Source organism: Curtobacterium sp. MCLR17_045, from assembly GCF_003234405.1.
GTDB classification, from domain to species: domain Bacteria; phylum Actinomycetota; class Actinomycetes; order Actinomycetales; family Microbacteriaceae; genus Curtobacterium; species Curtobacterium flaccumfaciens.
On sequence record NZ_QKTB01000015.1, the window covers coordinates 37,956 to 56,989 of the forward strand.

The window sequence follows — 19,034 nt, forward strand, 5'->3', positions numbered from 1 at the left end:
TCGCGTCGAGGGTGAACGGGCCCATAGTTTCGGTGCATGGCTTCTCGACCGCGTCCGTTCGACATCGTCCACGTCTCGAGTGCGCACCCATGGACCGACAACCGAGTGCACCTCCGTGCTGCGGCGAGCGCAGCGCGTGCCGGGTACCGCACGGCGTTGGTCGCCGTCGCTGCCGCAGGCGTCGGTGCCGATCCGGACTGGCACCTGCCCGATCCCGAGACGGGGGTGTACGTCCGACGCATCCCGGCTCGGCGTCGCGGGCGACGGGTCCTGGTGTCCTCGGTCCAGGTCATCGGGGCGGCACTGTCGTCCCGGGCGCCGATCGTGCACCTGCACGACCCCGAACTGTTGTGGGCGCTCCCGCTCCTGCGCGTGCTGCACCGGACGGTGGTGTACGACGCCCACGAAGACCTGCCGGAGCAGGTGCGGGGCAAGGAGTACCTCGGCCCCGTCGCCCGCCGTGGCAGCACGGTGGCGGCGCACGCGGCAGTGGCCCTCGCACGCCGGTCACGCACCGTGGTGGCCGCGACGCCCACCATCGCGCGCCGCTTCCGCGCCGACCGGACCGTCCTGGTCCGGAACGTCCCACGGCTCCGTGCCCAGGACACCGACGCCCCGCCGGCCGCTGCTCGTGGTCAGGTGGCCGTCTACCTCGGGTCGATGAGCCGCGACCGGGGGATCGACGTCCTGACCGGCGTCGCGGCCTCACCCGGGCTCCCGGACGGCTGGCGTGTGGTCACCGCCGGTCCGATCGACTCGGCGGTCGACCGCGGTGCGTTCGACGCACTGGTCGACACCGGGCGCATCGACCACCGGGGCGTCCTGGCACCGCACGCTGCCCGCGACCTGTTGGTGACGGCTCGCGTCGGGCTCCTCCCACTCCTGCCGACGCCGGCCTACGCGGCGTCGATCCCCACGAAGCTCTTCGAGTACCTGGCGGCCGGACTGGCGGTCGTCGCCACCGACGTCCCGCTCTGGCGGGAGCTGCTCGACGGCGCCGACTGCGCGACGTGGGTGCCACCGGGCGACCCCGAAGCCGTCGTGGCCGCACTCCGCCGGTACGACGGCGATCCTGAGCTGCTGCGACGGCACGCCGAAGCCGGCCGCGCCCTGGTGCTCGAACGCTTCCGGTGGGACCACGAAGAGCACGTCCTGCTCGACCTGTACCGCTCGCTGTCCGGCGCCTCGCCGATGCCGGAAGCCGTCGGGCGGTGACGCCGCTCCGGACACCCCGGTCGGTCGTGAGCCGACGGGGTGCGCTGTTCGGCGCGGCCGGAGCGATCCCCGCAGCGCTGCTCGCCACCGGGACCCGGCCGGCCGCCGCGTCCGGGCGCTCGAGTCCCGCGCCGGCGGACACGGCCCGGACGGTGACCGACGCCGGGGTCGCCCGGTTGCAGGACGCCGTCGCGGCCACCGACGCCGGTGCCGTGCTCGTCGTGACCCGGCACTGGGCGCTGTCCGAGCCGCTGCGGATCGACCGCGCGATGACGATCCGGTTCGTCGGCGGATCGCTCTCCACCACGCGCGACATCGACCTGGTCGTCGTCGCCGCGTCGGACGTCACCATCATCGACGCGGTCCTCCGGGGTTCCGGGGCGGACCACTCCGGGCTCGGTCGGGGTGTCCACGTCGTCGGCACCGTCACCCGGCCGTTCCGCGACGTCCGGATCCTCGGCGCCGACATCCGCGACTTCTCCCACGACGGTGTCCTGCTCGACCACTGCGCGGCGTTCACCGTCGCGGACTGCGTCATCGCCGACGTCGGCTACGCCGGGGTGCTCATGTTCTCTTGCATCGACGGCACGGTGCGCGGCAACCGCATCGCCCGGGTGACCCAGCCTGCGCCGTACCTGAACTCGTACGGCATCGAGGCGGTCCGCGTGACCACCACCGGGCTCCTCGGCGCACCACGTTCGGCCCGGATCGTCATCGCGGACAACCACGTCTCCGACGTCCCCGCGTGGGAAGGCATCGACACCCACGGCGGGCAGTCCATCGCGATCCTCCGCAACCTCGTCGAGAACTGCCGGGTCGGGATCGCCATCGTCCCCTCGAAGGACGAGGCGAACGCCGGCGCCACGAAGTACGCGCCCCTCGACTGCTCGGTCATCGACAACGTCGTCCGCCGCACGACGTCCGGCCCCGGGTCCGGCATCGTCATCCGCGGCGCGGGCGAGACCGTCGGTGACCCCGCCGAACGGGCGAACGGCATCGTCCTCCGCAACACCGTGACGGGGTACGGGGACGGCGACCGCGACGGGGCCGTCCTCGTCTACCTGACGCGGCACCTGATCGTCGCGCACAACCACTGCCCGGGCGGAGTCCGTCGCGGGCTCTCCCTGTACCACTCGAACGACGGCATCACGCTCGTCGGCAACCGGATCGCGGGGCTGCGGCGACAGGGCACGGCGACGTCGGTCGCGATCGACGTCCGCGCCACCGAGAACCGCGGGCACCTGGTGGGCAACCGGTACGAGGGCAGCGTCGAGAGCGGTGCCGTCTACGGGGTGCTGTGCCGCCAGACGGCCAACGACCTGGTGCTCGTGGACAACGACTGGGCCGCGGCGACGACCGCGGTCGTGGCCGGTGCCGGCGCGGTGCTCCGGGTCCGCGAGGGCTGAGCTGCCCGACGGCCGGGCACCTTCCGCCGGTCGGTCCGGCCAGCGGTCCGCGCACGTGCTGCAGCATCGCGGCGCCCAGCACCCTGCACCGGCGCCGCGCGGAGCAGCATCGGTGCCGGTGCCGGTGCCGGTGCCGGTGCCGCTGCCTGTGTCAGCGCGGGCGCGGGTGCTCCGCCCACGAGTGCCGAACGGCGTCCGCCCCGGGACCGTGCTCGCAGCCGATCGTCGCCCGGAGCGGTGGGCCGCCGTCTGGGCGAGGCCCGCTCCCAGCCGCTGCGCGGAGCGATCAGCAGGATCAGCGTCCCCATCAGCAGCCCGTGCGAGAGCATCGCCGTGAAGATGGAGGTGTTGGACAGCATGATGCTCGGCATCACCACTGCCATCGCCGCGACCCGCATCGGGAGTCCCCGGCTCGCGCCGTCGAGGAACCGCAGCCAGACGAACAGCGCGGCCGCCGCGACGAAGATCCCGATCCACCCCAGGTTCGCGAAGCCGTCGGCGAACAGGTTGGCGTTCGCGTAGCCCACCGACCCGGGCACCAGGTAGTCGGAGATCCGTTTCGGCGGCGGCAGATCGTACGGGTACTCGATCCAGGGGCTGAGGAACGAGTACCCGTACCGGGCGACGGGATTGTCGGAGAAGTAGTCGACGTAGACCGATGACAGCAGCCCCGGCGTCAGCATGAAGCGACGGGTGAACACCGACGTCCAGGTGATGCCGCCCTGCACCTCGTCGGCGACCGCGGAAACGATCATGATCGCGAGGGGCGCGCCGAGGAATGCGAGCGACCGCGCCGGCTTCGCGCCCCGGAACAGCACCGCCATCCCGAGGACGGCGATGAACGAGAACAGGACCGCCTTGAACCCGGTGCTCGAGTACAGCAGGAACTGCCCGGCCAGGGCGAGGACCACCAGGGACGGGCGGCGACGGAAGATGCCGCGCGCAAGGACCAGCGGGTTGATCACGTACGCCTGACCGGTCAACAGGTACCCGAGGGCCCCGCCGGTCCCGACGTCGGCCGAGTAGTCGGCACGCACCTCGTAGATGTCGTCGAGCGCTAGGAACCGGATGTGGATGCCGACCGTGGCCGCCATCAGGCCGTAGGTGACGAGGGAGTAGAGGCCGCACACCAGCCAGGTGAGCGTGCCACGGTCGATCCGCCGCGCGCCGATGGCCAGCACGTCGTCCGCCGGCTCGACCCGGGCTGCCGGAGCAGTCGCGACGCTCGGCGTGGCCAGGCTGACCAGTGCGAACGCCGTCCCGACCGCGGCACTCAGCGCGATCGCCGTGGCGGTGGACACGTACCCGGTCGAGATGCTCATGATCATCGTCGGGCTCACGCACACCACGAAGATCGTCCAGAGCACGACGTGCGACGGCCGGACGAGCACCCGGGGGAGCGTCAGTGCCACCCCGGTCGTCAGCACGATGACGACGAGCAGTGCCTGCCAGGGTGCGGGGACGTAGCCGTACCCCAGGTACGAGAAGATCGGTGCGACGAGGTTCGCCGAGATCCAGTTCATCGTGAGGCCGAGGAGCCCGACCGCGACGAACACGCCCGTCACCCGTCCGACCGGACGTGCGAGCTCGGCCCGGTCGATCGTCGCCCGCGTCACCGGGTGGCCGTCGGCGTCGGTCGCGCTGCGCGGACGCCGGGCAGGAGTTCGTCGTACATCTCGACCAACCGCTCGGCCTCCGGAGCCCAGGTGAACCGCGCGGCCGCCCGCCGGGCCTCGGCACCGTGCCGCTCGAGGAGCGCGGGGTCGTCCGCGTACCGGCGGATCGCCTCGGCGATGGCCGTGGGGTCGTCAGCGGGGACGAAGGTCACGCACTCGACCCCGCGCAACAGGTGCCGCCACAGGGGGATGTCGGTGGCGATGACGGCGAGTCCGGCCGCGAGGTACTCGAACAGCTTCGTCGGGAAGATCTGGTCGGTGACGGGCGTCCGACGGAAGGGGACCACGCCGATCCGGGCGCGGAGGAGCAGGTCGCGCGCCTCCATCGGACCGACGACGCCGCCGTGCAAAGCACGGCCGGTGGCCTCGGCGGCACGCAACCGCTCCGTCGACGTCGCCCGGTCGATCGAGCCGACCATCTCGACCCGCCATCCGGCCGGGAACGACGGTTCCTCGACGACGGACGCGAGCACGTCGATGCCACGGTCGTGACTCAGGACGCCGACGTGCGCGACCAGGGCGGGCCGCGCCTCCAGGCCGACCTGGGCGTCGTCTTCCGGACGCGCGAAGGGGAAGTTGTGGATCGCGATCCGGCGCGGTGCCGGGAACCGGCGTCCGGTCCACTCGGTCGCGGTGACCACCCGGTTCGCGGTCCCGGCCACGCGGAGCAGCCCGTGCGAGAGCCACGCGAACACGGCACGCTGCCGGTGGGTCAGGTAGTCCTTGCCCCAGACCTGGTCGGGCAGGTCCTCGTGCGCGTCGTAGACGACGGTGCGACCGGCAAGCCGGAGCACCGGGATGGTCCAGATGAGCTCGGGATCGTGCAGGTGCACCACCCGGGCACGCGACCGCAGCGCGAGGGCGAGTGCCTGCGTCGTCGACACGACCATGCGTCGGACACGCGCTCGCCGTGGGATCCGCACCACCTCGACGGCCGTGGGTGGGGCGCCGAGGTCGGACTCGACCGCGATGAGGCGGACGCGGTAGCCGGCGTCGGCGGCTGCCGCGGCTTCCCGCAGGTGGACGCGGTTGTCGACCCAGGGGTGGGCGCTGGAGACGTGGACGATGTCGGGGAGCATGCTCGGGTTTCCTCGGACGGGACGGGACGGGACGGGACGGGACGGGACAGGGGAGGGTCAGGCGGCGACGGTGTCGTCGAGGACGCCGGCCAGGACGCCGGCCAGCCGGCGGTAGTCGTGCTCGCGGACGACGTGGTCGCGGCCGCGGGCACCCATGGCCTCGCGTTCGGCGGCGGGCATCGCCGCGAGCGCGAGGATGCCCTCGGCGATCGCCTCGGGGTCGTCCGGCCGGACGTGCAGGCCGCTGGCCGAAGCGACCACCGGTTCGAGCGTGACGGGTGCTCCGACGAGCAGCGGGCGGCCGAGCAGCATGTACTCGTACTGCTTGTTCATCGAGACGCCGTGTCGGTAGAGCGGCAGGTCGTGCATGTTGACGACCAGGCAGTCCGCTCGGCGTCCGATGCGGCGGGCGTCGTCCTGCGGCACCCGTCCGTCCCAGATCACGTCCACGCCGGCCTGGAGGCGCGACGCGCGTTCCCGGAGCGCGCTGACGTCCGATCCGTCCCCGACCATGCGGAGCACCAGACGCCGGCCGCCGCTCGCGGCTGCCCGGCGGGCGGCGAGGTCGAAGCCGTCGAGGACGGCTTCGAGCGCGTTCGCCGGCCCCATCGAGCCGATGTAGGTGACCGTGAAGCGGTCGTCAGCGGGCTCGTTCTTGCCAGCGTCGGGTGCGTCGGGCTCGTCCGAGGGCTCATCGGGCTCGCCGGCTTGCTCGTCGAGCGCGACACCGTTCGGGACCCAGGTGAAGGGCGTGGGTTGGCCGCGGACGGCATAGTACCGGCCGACACCCTCGAGCGGGGAGACGATGTGCGCTGCCCGACGGACGACGGTCCGTTCCAGCCGTCGGAGCAGCCGGACCACCGGGTGCCGTTCGGTCATGCCCGCCAGCCCGAGGGCTGACTCCGGCCAGAGGTCGCGCGGCTCGAAGACGAACGGCACGCCCATCCGTCGAGCGAGCACCGAGGCGCCCCACGCGGCCAGGGGATGGAAGGACCCGCCGATCACGACGTCCGGTCGGGGGAGCCCTCGGAGCGAGCCCGGTCGGAGCAGCAGCGCGGTGAACAGGCCGATGTCGGCGATGCGACGGATCGCCCGGCGGGCGCCCGCACCACGGTGGTCGACTCCGCGGAGCCAGCAGAACTCGTACCCGTCGCCCGTCCAGCGCTCGCGCAGGGTCCTCCCGTGCAGGTGGGAGCGGCCGGACGGGTGGTCCGTGCCGGCAGCGATGACCACCGTGCGCCACCCGTGCTCGGTCAGACCCGCGGCGAGGTGCTGGTGCCGGGTCGCGCGGCCGTCCCGCTCGCGGTGGTGCGCGTAGTGGTTGACGATCCAGACGGTCCTCACCGTGATCCACCCGTCATCGCCGCGGTCCCCTCGAAGACGTCGGAACTGACGTGGCCCGGCGCGGCGATGCCCTCGCGTCGGAGCACGACGACGACCGTGCGGAGCAGGATGCGGAGGTCGAGACCGAGCGAAACGGTGTCGACGTACTCGACGTCCGACCGGAGCCGCTCGGGCCACGGGAGCGCGTTGCGGCCACGGACCTGAGCGAGACCGGTCAGACCGGGCAGGACGTCGTGTCGGCGGGACTCCTCGGCGGTGTAGAGGTCGAGGTACCGGCAGAGGGTCGGGCGGGGCCCGACGAAGCTCATGTCGCCCCGCAGGATGTTCCACAGGCTGGGGAGTTCGTCCAGGCTCGTCGACCGCAGGAACGAACCGAACGGCGTGAGGCGGTCGCTGTCGCTCACCAGTCCGGCCGCGGGGTCCGGCTCGAGCATCGTGCGGAACTTCAGGATGGTGAACGTCTTGCCGTGGAGCCCGGGGCGGGGCTGCCGGAACAGCACGGGACGACCGAGCCGAGCCGCGACCAGGACGGCGACGACGGCGAGCACCGGAGCGAGTGCGACGAGCGCGAGGGAGGCGCCGACGATGTCGGAGCAGCGCTTGGCGCGGAGCGTGCGCGTGCGGCGGGGGGACTGCATGGGACGTGTCCTTGTCATCGGTCAGAAGGGCGAGCGCTCTTGTACTCAGAGCGGTAGTACGCGCTCCGGGAGGCCTTGTGCTTGGTCTTGGTCAGGACGATGCCGGCGACCTGCTGGCCGACGCGGGCCAGTGCCTCGATCGCGAGTCGGACGTCGGAACGCTTCGTCTGGTTGGCGGCGGTGACCAGCAGGGTCGTCGACACGAGCGTGCTGACGAGCGCCGAGTCGGTGACCGCGAGGACCGGCGGTGTGTCGACCAGGACGACGTCGTAGTTGGCGGCCAGCTCGGCGAGGACCCGTGCCATCGCCTCGGACCCGATCAGCTCGCTGGGGTTCGGGGGGATCGTGCCGGCGGGCAGGACCGAGAGGCCGTCCAGGCCCCAGTCCTGCAGGACGTCGTCGAGTTCGACGCGGCCGACGAGCAGATCGGTGAGCCCGCCGGCGCCTTCGAGGCTCATCACGGCGGCGACGTTCGGGCGACGGAGGTCGGCGTCGATGATGACGGTCCGCATGCCGCTCTTGCTCAGGGCGATCCCGAGGTTGGCGGTGGTGGTCGTCTTGCCCTCGGACGGCCTGGCGCTGGTCACGGCGATGGTCGGTGCGCCGCTGGTCCGGAGGAACTGGATGTTCGTGCGGAGGCTGCGGAAGGCCTCGGACCGCGCCGAGTTCACCTCGTCGCGGATGATCAGCGGGTGCCGGGCAGCGTCGGCGTCGAACGCGATGTCGCCGACCACGGGGACGTCGCCGTCCAGGTCCTCACTGGAGCGGACGCGCGTGTCGACCGCAGCGCGGAGCAGCGCGAGTGCCGCGCCCGCTGCGAGACCGCCGAGCAGACCGAGTGCGAGGTCGGCGGCCTTGCGCGGGGCGATGGGACTCAGCGGTCGGGACGCGGGTGTGACCTCTTCGAGCCTGACGGACGGCGCTTGGTCGGCGCCGGCGGGCTCGATCTCCTGCACGACCGTGGCGAGGCTCTTGCCGATCTGCTCGGCGATCGTGGCCGCTGCCTTGGCGGACCCGTCCTGCACGGCGATCTTGATGATCACGGTGCCGGCGTCGACCGAGGTGGTGACCTGGGAGGCGAGTGCCGCGGGGGTGGTGTCGAGGTCGAGCTCGTCGATCACGCCCTGCAGCACGCGGGGAGAGGTCGCGAGTTGCATGTACGACTTGATCTTCTGCTGCGCGGCGGTCGACCCCTGTGCGATCTCGCCCGCGGTCGCCGAGGTGTCGCCGGCGACCGAGACGTAGTACGAGGTCGACGCCTCGTAGGTGGGTGGGGTGACGCTCGTGATGACGAGGGATGCACCGGCTCCGAGGAGCGTTGCACCGGCGATGATCCACCAGCCTGAGAGGAGGGCGCGGATGACGGCGAGGTAGTTCAAGAGGAGCCTCCGGTCGGGTTGCTGGACCAGTGTAAAACATCACATCTGAAAGAACAATACGGCGCGCAGAAGGGGACGGAAGTGATGCTCCCGTCCCCTCCTGACTCCGTCGGCGGTCGGACTCAGCCGGCTGCCGTGATGGTGTTCCCCCTGCCCTGGTCGTCGACCTTGGGCGCTTCCCCCTTGTAGGTGAGCGTGTTGTTCGACCCGCTGAAGTAGACCTTCTTCGTCGAGGAGACCGAGATCGTGGCGTTGCTCGCCTCGACGGTGATGGTGTCGATCGTGCCGAGGTCGTAGGTGCGGTCGGAACTGATGAGGTTCGCCGCTGCGCAGTCCTCGGTCGTGATCGTCTTGTCGGAGTCCTCGTCGTCATCCCAGAGCTGCACGGCCCCGTCGATGCACTCGTTGTAGGTGGTCTGGGCCGCCTTCGTGGTGCTCGAGGCGGTCGGGGCGGGGTCCTTCGCGTCGGACGAGCTGCACGCCGTGACGCCGAGTGCGGCGACGAGGGCGATGGATGCGGCGGCGAGACCGCGGCGGATCGTGGTGTTCATCGGGTTTCCTCTCCGAGGAGTTCGTTCGGCGGTGGCGCCGTGCGGAAGAAGGGGAGGCCCCTCCCGTCGCGTGGACGGGAGGGGCCAGGGTGCTACTTGGTGTCGGCCGGCAGGGTGAAGAGCTCGCTGAGCTCGACCTTGCCGTTCTTGGTCTGCTCGAGGGCGAACCGGAACTCGGTCGCGCCGCGCGAGACCGCACGGTCGAAGGTCCAGTTGCCCTCGGCGTCGACCTCGAAGGTGCCGGGGACGATCTGCGTGCCGGTGATGTTCAGCACGCGGTAGCTCGCGCCGGGCTCACCGGTACCGGTGAAGGTGTTCACGGCACCGGGAGTGACGGAACGGTTGGCGACGGTGACCGGAGCGAAGTCTGCGGCGTTGATCGTGAACAGCTCGGACTTCTCGACCTGGCCGTTCTTGGTCTGCTCGATCACGAAGCGGAAGTTCGACGCACCGTTGGAGACGACGCGGTCGAACGTCCAGTTGCCCTGGGCGTCGACGTCGTGGGTGCCGGGGACGATCTGCGTGCCCGAGATGTTCAGGACGCGGAACGTCGCGCCGGGCTCACCGGTCCCGGTGAAGGTGTTCGAGCGGCCCGGGGTGACGCGCTCCGGCGTGGTGACGGTCACCGGGGCGAGTGCCGCGGCGTTGATCGTGAACAGCTCGGACTTCTCGACCTGGCCGTTCTTGGTCTGCTCGATCACGAAGCGGAAGTTCGACGCACCAGCGGAGACGACCCGGTCGAACGTCCAGTTGCCCTGCGCGTCGACCTCGAACGTGCCGGGGACGATCTGGGTGCCGGAAACGTTGAGGACGCGGAACGTGGCGCCGGGCTCCGCCGTGCCGGTGAAGGTGTTCGAGAGCCCCGGACGGACGGCGGCCGGCGTGGTGACGGTCACCGGTGCGAGGGCCGACGCGTTCACCGTGAACAGCTCGGACTTGGCGACCTGGCCGTTCTTGGTCTGCTCGATCACGAAGCGGAAGTTCGACGCGCCGTTGGAGACGACGCGGTCGAAGCTCCAGCGGCCATCGGCGCCGACCTCGAAGGTCCCAGGGACGATCTGGGTGCCGGAGACGTTGAGCACGCGGAAGGTGGCGCCGGGCTCGGCCGTACCGGTGAAGGTGTTCGAGCGACCCGGGGTGACCGAGGCCGGACCGGACAGCGTGATCGGGGCCAGCTCCGTGCGACCCTCGACCGTCGCGGTGACGGTCTTGCGGTCGATCTCGCGGTCGTTGATCTTCTGGACCACGACGAGGGCGTTGTCGCCGACCTCGAGGTCGTCGACCGTGATGGACCAGGCGCCGGTGGTGGCGTCGGCCTTGGCGGTCTCGTCGCCGATCGAGATGTCGGCACCGGGGGTGGCGGTACCGGTCACCACGGCCGAGCGGGCCTCGTTGTCGACCGACGCGACCTCGGCGGTCAGGTCCACGACGGAGGTCCCGATCGTGGTGGACGTCGAGCCCTGTGCACGGAAGTCGTTCGTGCTGCTCGTTCCGCTGAAGTCGAATTCCATCGCGCTCGGCGCCTCGGGCGCATCTGCCGCAGCGGTGACGTCGACCATGAAGCGGTACTGCTGGTCGGCCGGACGCTCGCTGGCCCAGTCCGCGTCGAACGTCAGGGTGGTGTTGTCGTTCGACAGGCGGCCGTTGGTGAGCGGGATCGACGTGGAGGCGTTCCACGCGGTGTTGCCGACGCGACGCCACGAGCCCTGGACGGTGTCCTGCTCGGAGAAGGTCGCACCATCCGGAGCGGTCAGCACCACGGTGCCCTTGGTGTCCGTGCGCGAGACGCGGTTCTCGACGACGAACGGGACCTTCGTGGTCTCGCCGCGCTCGAGTTCGACCGGGCCCTGGTCGACGGCGAAGAGGCCGCCGCCCTCGACGATCGTGACTGAGACGGGCTTCCGGTCGAACTCCGTGCCGTCGATCTTCTGGATCACGACCAGGTCGTTCATGCCCGCGGCAAGTTCAGTAACCGTCATCGACCATGCGCCGGTGGTCTTGTCGGCCTCGACCTCTTGGCCGCCAATCGACACCTTCGCGCCCGGCGTCGCTGTCCCGGAGACGACCGCACTCTTCGCGATGTTGTTCACGGCCTTCACTGCCGCGACGAGGTCGTGCTGCTCAGACTTCCTGACCTGTTCCGCGATTCCGGCGAACTGGAAGCCTGACCCTCCGAGAAACATGAGGCGTCCCGTGCCACCGGCATTCGATCCACGCGTGGACCCGAGCACGGTGTTCCGTTGCACCTGGATCAAGCGCCCGCTCGAGTCGAGGCGGAAGCGCCCTGACTCGTGTGTGCAGGTTCCGGACGTCGGGTTGGATCGAGAGAAGCCGTACCCGGCACCGAACGAGTAAGAGTCGTCCCACTGAGCAATGAATACACAGTTGCTCGAGGCGCTCTTGAAGTTCAGCGTACCGTCGGCCCACCGGTAGATCGTGACCTTCGAAGCGGAAGCGATCGCCTGCGCCTCGGTGCTGTAGGTCTGGGGTGTCCCGTAGAAGCCGCCATATGTGGAAGATACGAGAGCTGCGAAGCCCGATCCGCTCTTGTAGTAGTTGGCGACAGTTCCGATGTTCACCGGCGTCTCCATGGGGGAGGACGTGGTAGCGGAGGATGCGGTGGCGCCGAAGGAAAGGCCGCTGACGATGGTGGCTGCGACCAGGCCGGCGGCACCCATGGACTTGAGAGCGAAGGAAGCCCTCTTCTTGTGAGACATGTGCATCTTTCAGGACAGGCCGCGCGACGGCGGCTGTGCGGGAAGGGACACGCCCGTCGAGGTACTCCAACGGCGCATGTACATCCAGAATATCATGTGAAATACCAACATACGGCCTCGCTCGAGCGTCAAGCCGGGCTGGGAGTTGAGTGGGACTGACGCAGGTTCGCTCTCCCTGAAGTTGACTCCAGTCGACTCAGGAGTAGAATTGAGCCCATCGGACGCAAGTCCAACGACTTACCCCAAGCAAGAGGAGCAACACATGGGACGTGCAGTAGGCATCGACCTCGGAACCACCAACTCCGTCGTCGCAGTTCTCGAAGGTGGCGAGCCCACCGTCATCGCCAACGCCGAGGGCATGCGCACGACGCCCTCGATCGTGGCGTTCACCAAGGACGGCGAGGTCCTGGTCGGCGAGACCGCCAAGCGCCAGGCCGTGACGAACGTCGACCGCACCATCGCGTCGGTCAAGCGTCACGTCGGCACTGACTGGACCACCGAGATCGACGGCAAGAAGTACACGCCGCAGGAGATCTCGGCCCGCACCCTCGGCAAGCTCAAGCGTGACGCCGAGCAGTACCTCGGCGAGGACGTCACGGACGCGGTCATCACCGTTCCGGCGTACTTCAACGACGCCGAGCGTCAGGCCACGAAGGACGCCGGTGAGATCGCCGGCCTCAACGTCCTCCGCATCATCAACGAGCCGACCGCGGCCGCACTGGCCTACGGCCTCGACAAGGGCAAGGAAGACGAGCTCATCCTGGTCTTCGACCTCGGCGGTGGCACGTTCGACGTCTCCCTGCTCGAGGTGGGCAAGGACGACGACTTCTCGACGATCCAGGTCCGCGCGACCTCCGGTGACAACCGCCTCGGTGGCGACGACTGGGACCAGCGCATCGTCGACTACCTGGTCAAGAAGTTCAAGGACGAGCACGGCGTCGACCTGTCCACGGACAAGATCGCCAAGCAGCGTCTGAAGGAAGCGGCTGAGCAGGCCAAGAAGGAGCTGTCGTCGCAGATGTCGGCGAACATCCAGCTCCCGTACCTGACGCTCACCGCCGAGGGCCCGCTGAACCTGGACGAGACCATCTCGCGCGCACAGTTCGAGCAGATGACCTCCGACCTGCTCGACCGCACCAAGAAGCCGTTCAACGACGTCATCAAGGAAGCCGGTGTCTCGGTCAACGACATCGCCCACGTGGTGCTCGTCGGCGGCTCGACCCGCATGCCCGCCGTGGCCGAGGTCGTCAAGTCGCTGACCGGTGGCAAGTCCCCGAACCAGGGCGTCAACCCGGACGAGGTCGTCGCCGTCGGCGCCGCACTGCAGGCCGGTGTCCTGAAGGGCGAGCGCAAGGACGTCCTGCTCATCGACGTCACGCCGCTGTCGCTCGGCATCGAGACCAAGGGCGGCCTGATGACGAAGCTCATCGACCGCAACACCGCGATCCCGACCAAGCGGAGCGAGACCTTCACGACCGCTGACGACAACCAGCCGTCGGTCGCCATCCAGGTCTTCCAGGGCGAGCGCGAGTTCACCCGCGACAACAAGCCGCTCGGTACCTTCGAGCTCACCGGCATCGCACCGGCTCCCCGTGGCGTCCCGCAGGTCGAGGTCACCTTCGACATCGACGCCAACGGCATCGTGCACGTGTCCGCGAAGGACAAGGGCACCGGCAAGGAGCAGTCGATGGTCATCTCCGGCGGTTCGTCGCTGCCGAAGGAGGACATCGAGCGCATGGTCCGCGAGGCCGAGGAGCACGCCGCCGAGGACAAGGCCCGTCGCGAGGCCAACGAGCGTCGCAACCAGGCCGAGCAGCTCGTCTACTCGATCGAGAAGCTGATCAAGGAGAACGACGAGAAGCTCCCCGCGGACGTCAAGTCCGAGGTGCAGGCCGACGTCGACGCGCTCAAGTCCGCACTCGCGGGCGAGGACGACGACGCCGTGAAGTCCGCCTTCGACAAGCTCAACGAGTCGCAGGGCAAGCTCGGCCAGGCCATCTACAGCCAGCAGGACGCAGCAGCCGGCACCGCCGGTGGCGAGCAGCCCGCGGGTGAGCAGCCGGCCGACGACGAGGACATCGTCGACGCCGAGGTCGTGGACGACGAGGACGACAAGGACAAGAAGTAACGATGACGGATCCCAAGGACAACGCGCCCCACGAGGACGAGCCCCAGGTCGAGGGCGACGCCACGAACGCTGCCGAGCCCGAGGACCTCATCGAGGCGGAGGGGCCCGACGTCGAAGTACCGACGGACGGCCCCGCCGCCGGGGGCCCGGCGGCCGATGCAGCGAACGACCTCTCCCCGGAGGACGAAGCGCTGCTCGCCGACGCCGCCCGAGGCATCGCCGAGGACAAGCTGAGCACCGAGGACCGCGACCTCGTCGCCGAGATGCGTGCGGACATGCTCCGAGCGCAGGCCGAGCTGGTGAACTTCCGGAAGCGCGTCGAGCGTGACCGTGAGGCCAACCGCGAGGTCGCCATCGCCGAAGTGGTGCGGGCCCTGCTGCCGGCGCTCGACGACCTCACCCGGGCCGAGGCCCACGGTGACCTCGCCGAGGGCCCGATGCAGGTCATCGGCCAGAAGATCCGCGGGGGCTTCGAGAAGTTCAAGCTCGTGCAGATCGGCGAGAAGGGCGAGGCGTTCGACCCGAACATCCACGAGGCGATCGTCCAGCTCCCCACCCCGGGTGCCACCGGACAGACCGTCGCGGACGTCGTCGAGCCGGGCTACAAGCTCGGTGAGCGGGTCCTCCGCGCGGCCAAGGTCGCGGTGGCGGTCCCGGCCTGAGCCGGGTCCCCACGGTGACGACAGAAGAAGGCAGGTGATCCATGGCCAGTCAGGATTGGTTCGACAAGGACTTCTACAAGGTCCTCGGCGTGTCCAAGGACGCCTCCGACGCCGAGCTGAAGAAGACGTACCGGAAGCTCGCGCGGCAGTTCCACCCGGACTCCAACCCGGGTGACGCCGCCGCCGAGAACCGCTTCAAGGAGATCAGCGAGGCGTACTCGGTGCTCTCCGACAAGGAGCAGCGCCAGGAGTACGACCAGGTGCGCGCCATGGGCTCCGGCGCTCGCTTCACGGCGGGCGGCGGGGGCCAGGGCGGGTTCGAGGACGTCTTCGGCGGGATGTTCGGGCAGCAGGGCGGTGGCGGACAGCGCGTCCGCTTCGGCCAGGGCGGCCCCGGCGGTGCCGGCGGTTTCGAGGACATCCTCGGCGGGATGTTCGGCGGGGGTGGCGGCTTCGGCCAGACCTCCGGCGGCTACCGCGGCTTCGGTGGGCCGACGAAGGGCCGCGACGTCACGGCGTCGACGACCCTCGACTTCACGACGGCCATCGCCGGTGACACCGTCAAGCTGTCGCAGGGCAACGGTCGACCGGTGAACGTCCGCATCCCCGCGGGTGTCGCCGACGGTCAGAAGATCCGTCTGCGCGGCCGCGGCGAGCCCTCGCCCGACGGTGGTGAGGCAGGTGACCTCGTGGTCGCCGTGTCGGTGCGGAAGCACCCGGTGTTCGAGCGCGACGGGCTCAACCTGCGCGTGGACGTCCCCGTGACGTTCACCGAGGCAGCGCTCGGCGCGACGATCGAGGTCCCGACGCTCGGCGGTTCGCCCGTGAAGCTCAAGGTCGCCCCCGGCACACCGTCGGGTCGTGTCCTGCGCGTCAAGGGCCGCGGCGTCACGACGAAGAACGGCACGGGCGACCTGCTCGCGACCGTCCAGGTCGCGGTGCCGTCACACCTGTCGGACAAGCAGCGCGAGGCCGTCGAGGCACTCGCGGCTGCGCTGCCCGACGAGAACCCCCGCGAGGACCTCCTCGCCAAGGCGCGTGACTAGCGTCGCGCAACCACAGCAGTAGACCGGTCTGGAGGCCCGGCGCGGCTCCGTCAGGAAGCCGCACCGAGCCTCCAGGCTGGTTTCCACCCCACGCGGACTACGGAAAGGAACGCGCCATGACCGACATGGACGAGAACTCGCCCGTCTTCGCGATCGCGGTCGCTGCGGAGCTCGCCGAGATGCACCCGCAGACGCTGCGGCAGTACGACCGGCTCGGCCTGGTCGTACCGGGCCGCACCCGGGGTGGATCGCGGCGGTACTCGATGCGTGACGTCGCGCAGCTGCGCGAGATCGCGCGGCTCGGCTCCGAGGGAGTGTCGCTGGAGGGGATCCGGCGGGTGCTCGACCTGGAGAACGAGAACAAGGCGCTGCGCGACCGGGTGCGCGAACTCGAGTCGGCGCTGGCCGACCAGCTCATCAACCGGCCAGGCGCGCGGGTCTTCGCCGCCACCGCCAGCGGTGCGGCGATCTCGCTCAAGGCGGGGTCGCGGCCGCAGCGGAACACTCAGATCGTGCTGTACCGCGGACCGCGCTGACACGGGTGTTCGTGCCGACGGCGGACAGCGCGGACGCCTCCTGCTCGGAGGCGTCCGCTGTCCGTTCGTGGGAGTTCTCAGCGAGTGGGAGCGACGCCGACCGGGTACTCGAAGCCGGTGACGGCCCGAGCCGTGATCGTGTTCGCGTTGCCGAAGTACTCGAGTGCTCGAGCGGGAGTCCCCGTGATCCGCAGGGCCCCCGAATCGGTTCGAGTCCATAGTGTGCGCGCGGAGTCGCACGAGTTCGAGACGATGGTCCACCCGTTGCCGTTCGGACCGAAGGCCTGTAGGCACTTCCCGTTCTCGAACGTCACCTGACCTGTCTTGCCGACGGCGGGAGCGGTGACCGTCGCCGCGCGCGATGCGGCGCCCTCGAACGAGGTGAGGATGCCTGCCGACGCGACCACCGCGCCGTCCGATCGGAGGTCGAACGGCATGTAGACGTCGGCCTGCCGTTCCACCACAAGAGGGATGCGTTCCGTGGTGTCGGGCGCGTCGCCGGTGGCGGCGTGTGCCGCCGTGGGGACGAGGGTGATCGCTGCGATGGCGGCGAGGATGATGGACAGGCCGCGGAGGGGCCGAGCATGCTTGAGCTTGTTCATCTCTCCAGCATATGTGTATCAATGTGAAATACAAAAGGGGCGCCCGGGCAGAGCCGCGCGCCCCTCTCTCAACAGGCGGTCACCGGGTGTTCGCGAAGATTTCAGTCAGCGCCGTCTCGTAGGTGGTCCCCGAGATCGACACCCGGAACATGAACTGGAACTTCGTGGCGCCGCGGGAGACGACCCGCTCGAAGCTCCAGTTGCCCTCGGGGTCGACCGTGACGGTGCCGCGCACGATCTGTGTGCCCGATGCGTTGAGCACGACCATCGTCGCCCCGGCCGGTCCGGTGCCCTCGAAGGTGTTCAGGACGCCGGGGTCGACGGCGCGTGTGGTGATCTCGACCGGCGCGAAGCCTTCGTTGGCAGCGATCGTGAAGAGCTCGGACGGCTCTGGTCCCTGTTCGCCCTTCGTCTGCTCGATGACGAACTGGAAGCTCGCGGAACCGCTCGTCACCACCCGGTCGAAGGACCACTTGCCCTCGTCGTCGACCTGGTGCGTGCTGGGCACGATCTGCGTGCCCGAGACGTTCAGGACGCGGTAGCTCGCGCCGGGTTCGCCGGTCCCGGAGATCCGGTTCGACACCCCGGGGGTGACGGTCGCCGGCCCCGAGAGTCGGACCTCGGTCAGGCGGCCGGTCTCGCCGGGGTTGATCGTGACCTGTGCGGTGGTCGTGTTGTCGCCCTTCGAGCCCTGGACCACGCGGAGGACGTGCTCGGCTCGGTCCAGCGAGTCGGTGTCGACGAACCAGCGGCCGCTGGGCAGGACCCCCTCGGTGCTGCGTCCGACCGTGCGCTCGCCGTCGGCGGTCACCTCGACCACCTCGATGGTGGACCCCGGTTCGCCACTACCCGACATCGAGACCGAACCGCCAGCGTGGGCGGCGCCCTCGGCCGGGGTGGCGATGCTCACCGCGGCCCCGTAGTCGACGTTGCGGGTCACCTCGTTCGCGGTGTCGCGGACGCCGTCGACGAACTGTGCGGCAGTGACCCGCAGGACACCGCCGGCATCGGGTGCGGGGATCGTCGTCTCCCACGCTCCGTCCGGACCTGCCGTGACCGTGTCGCCGAGCTGGTTCCCCGCGGAGTCGTAGAGGCGGACCGCGGCCTCGGGCTGCGCGCTCCCACTGGCCGTCACCGGATCGGACAGGGCGTCGGCGAAGGTCGTCTCGAACGTGAGCGGTGCCACCGTCAGCGTGATCTCGAGCTCTGCGGCGCCGGTGCGTTCGGTTCCCTCGTACTGCTCGAGCTCGAGGGTGCTGGTGCCGAGGGGCAGGTTCGTGACGCGGGCCGTCCAGCGACCGTCGGGCCCGACGACCTGCGGGTTCCGACCGTCGATGAGGACCGTCGCGTCGGGGGTCCCCGTGCCGGAGACCTGGGCGCTCCGCGTCGTGACGTCCGTGGAGTCGACCCGTGCGGTGAACGAGGGCGTGAAGTCCTCGGTGTTCGGCAGTCGGTCGGCGACGTTCTGGGACTGCAGGCGCATCACCCGGTCGGTGTTGAACAGCCCGAGGAACCCGCGGTTGTAGGTCGACTGCAGGCCGGTGCCGATCGGGTTGTTCGAGCCGGTGTTCGCCGCGGTGCGGAACCGCTGCTTGGCGTCACCGTCGACGCACGTCTCGAGGGTGACGGGCGAGTAGCTCGTGATCGACGCGGTCCCGGCCGTCAGGCAGAGATCAGGGGCGGAGAGGGGCCGCACGGTGGTGACCGCTCCCGGGGCCGGGACGGACCACCGCACGGCTGCAGCCCGAGCGGCAGCCAGGGTGCTCGCTCGGTTCGCCGGGATCTCTGCGCCGGCCGCCGCCGCCGCCGAGGGGGCGCTGTACCGCGGGGTGGACGGGTCGCCGGCGAACGCCGAGGTCTCGGTGACGAGCGGGCCGACCATGGTCAGCTCCGACTCGTCGAGCTCAGCGGCGGCGGCCGGGGACAGCCCGGCGGTCGCGGCGATCGTCAGGACCGTCAGGCCGATTGCCGTGCGAGCGGTGGTCCTGCGGGGGTGTCTCGTCATCGATGTCTCTCTCGTCTCTGAGGGTGGATGGGCGGTACCGATCGGGTCCG

The 19,034-nt window shown here is 70.0% G+C and carries 14 protein-coding genes; 6 read left to right on the plus strand and 8 right to left on the minus strand.

The genetic code is table 11. The features are described 5' to 3' along the window. The first annotated feature begins 36 nt into the window (after nt 1-36). Both DEJ05_RS10985 and DEJ05_RS10990 read left to right on the plus strand, forming a co-directional pair. Nucleotides 37-1,215: a glycosyltransferase gene (locus tag DEJ05_RS10985; protein ID WP_111110427.1), complete on the plus strand. Its 1,179-nt coding sequence runs from the start codon at nt 37-39 to the stop codon at nt 1,213-1,215. Between the two features lie 26 nt (nt 1,216-1,241). After that, complete coding sequence (locus DEJ05_RS10990) at nt 1,242-2,621, plus strand: right-handed parallel beta-helix repeat-containing protein (RefSeq protein WP_146245080.1); 1,380 nt, start codon at nt 1,242-1,244, stop codon at nt 2,619-2,621. 1,612 nt (nt 2,622-4,233) lie between these two features. Here the strand turns inward: DEJ05_RS10990 and DEJ05_RS10995 are convergent. The 6 genes from DEJ05_RS10995 to DEJ05_RS11020 form a co-directional block, all read right to left on the minus strand. Further along, on the minus strand, nt 4,234-5,376 hold the full coding sequence (locus tag DEJ05_RS10995) for a glycosyltransferase (RefSeq protein ID WP_111029715.1): 1,143 nt from the start codon (nt 5,374-5,376) through the stop codon (nt 4,234-4,236). Nucleotides 5,377-5,433: 57 nt separating this feature from the next. After that, a complete protein-coding gene (locus DEJ05_RS11000; RefSeq protein ID WP_181433162.1) occupies nt 5,434-6,720 on the minus strand; it encodes a glycosyltransferase family 4 protein in 1,287 nt (428 codons plus the stop codon). Continuing rightward, nucleotides 6,717-7,358, minus strand: coding sequence for a sugar transferase (locus DEJ05_RS11005; RefSeq protein ID WP_111029717.1), 642 nt, complete (start codon nt 7,356-7,358; stop codon nt 6,717-6,719). The genes DEJ05_RS11000 and DEJ05_RS11005 overlap by 4 nt, the downstream gene beginning before the upstream one ends. Before the next feature lie 14 nt (nt 7,359-7,372). Next, entirely contained in the window at nt 7,373-8,737 is a 1,365-nt protein-coding gene (locus DEJ05_RS11010) for a polysaccharide biosynthesis tyrosine autokinase (RefSeq protein WP_111029718.1), read from the minus strand. Between the two features lie 122 nt (nt 8,738-8,859). Beyond that, nucleotides 8,860-9,288 (minus strand): DUF3060 domain-containing protein, encoded by a 429-nt coding sequence (locus tag DEJ05_RS11015; protein WP_111029719.1) that lies wholly within the window; start codon nt 9,286-9,288, stop codon nt 8,860-8,862. Nucleotides 9,289-9,380: 92 nt separating this feature from the next. Further along, nucleotides 9,381-11,867 carry a hypothetical protein gene (locus tag DEJ05_RS11020; protein ID WP_146245081.1) on the minus strand — a complete coding sequence of 829 codons (2,487 nt, stop codon included), beginning with the start codon at nt 11,865-11,867 and terminating at the stop codon, nt 9,381-9,383. Nucleotides 11,868-12,267: 400 nt separating this feature from the next. Here DEJ05_RS11020 and dnaK point away from each other — a divergent pair, with 400 nt between their 5' ends. From dnaK to DEJ05_RS11040, 4 genes are all read left to right on the plus strand, one after another. Beyond that, nucleotides 12,268-14,133 (plus strand): molecular chaperone DnaK, encoded by a 1,866-nt coding sequence (gene dnaK / locus DEJ05_RS11025; protein ID WP_071404963.1) that lies wholly within the window; start codon nt 12,268-12,270, stop codon nt 14,131-14,133. A gap of 2 nt (nt 14,134-14,135) precedes the next feature. Next, nucleotides 14,136-14,795, plus strand: coding sequence for a nucleotide exchange factor GrpE (locus DEJ05_RS11030; RefSeq protein ID WP_082046895.1), 660 nt, complete (start codon nt 14,136-14,138; stop codon nt 14,793-14,795). Between the two features lie 41 nt (nt 14,796-14,836). Continuing rightward, nucleotides 14,837-15,841, plus strand: a complete 1,005-nt coding sequence (locus DEJ05_RS11035; RefSeq protein ID WP_017886377.1) for a DnaJ C-terminal domain-containing protein — start codon at nt 14,837-14,839, stop codon at nt 15,839-15,841. Nucleotides 15,842-15,966: 125 nt separating this feature from the next. Then, entirely contained in the window at nt 15,967-16,377 is a 411-nt protein-coding gene (locus DEJ05_RS11040; protein ID WP_110865490.1) for a heat shock protein transcriptional repressor HspR, read from the plus strand. Between the two features lie 77 nt (nt 16,378-16,454). Here DEJ05_RS11040 and DEJ05_RS11045 read toward each other — a convergent pair whose 3' ends face one another. Next, entirely contained in the window at nt 16,455-16,979 is a 525-nt protein-coding gene (locus DEJ05_RS11045; protein ID WP_111029721.1) for a hypothetical protein, read from the minus strand. Between the two features lie 79 nt (nt 16,980-17,058). Then, nucleotides 17,059-18,984 (minus strand): hypothetical protein, encoded by a 1,926-nt coding sequence (locus tag DEJ05_RS11050; RefSeq protein WP_111029722.1) that lies wholly within the window; start codon nt 18,982-18,984, stop codon nt 17,059-17,061. Between the last annotated feature and the right edge of the window lie 50 nt (nt 18,985-19,034).

Coding starts and splice junctions, on each gene's coding strand:
- DEJ05_RS11005 (WP_111029717.1), bottom strand. CDS start 7,358: ATGCAGTCCCCCCGCCGCACGCGCACGCTCCGCGCCAAGCGCTGCTCC.
- DEJ05_RS10985 (WP_111110427.1), top strand. CDS start 37: ATGGCTTCTCGACCGCGTCCGTTCGACATCGTCCACGTCTCGAGTGCG.
- DEJ05_RS11015 (WP_111029719.1), bottom strand. CDS start 9,288: ATGAACACCACGATCCGCCGCGGTCTCGCCGCCGCATCCATCGCCCTC.
- DEJ05_RS11045 (WP_111029721.1), bottom strand. CDS start 16,979: ATGAACAAGCTCAAGCATGCTCGGCCCCTCCGCGGCCTGTCCATCATC.
- DEJ05_RS11035 (WP_017886377.1), top strand. CDS start 14,837: ATGGCCAGTCAGGATTGGTTCGACAAGGACTTCTACAAGGTCCTCGGC.
- DEJ05_RS11030 (WP_082046895.1), top strand. CDS start 14,136: ATGACGGATCCCAAGGACAACGCGCCCCACGAGGACGAGCCCCAGGTC.
- DEJ05_RS11050 (WP_111029722.1), bottom strand. CDS start 18,984: ATGACGAGACACCCCCGCAGGACCACCGCTCGCACGGCAATCGGCCTG.
- DEJ05_RS11040 (WP_110865490.1), top strand. CDS start 15,967: ATGGACGAGAACTCGCCCGTCTTCGCGATCGCGGTCGCTGCGGAGCTC.
- dnaK (WP_071404963.1), top strand. CDS start 12,268: ATGGGACGTGCAGTAGGCATCGACCTCGGAACCACCAACTCCGTCGTC.
- DEJ05_RS10995 (WP_111029715.1), bottom strand. CDS start 5,376: ATGCTCCCCGACATCGTCCACGTCTCCAGCGCCCACCCCTGGGTCGAC.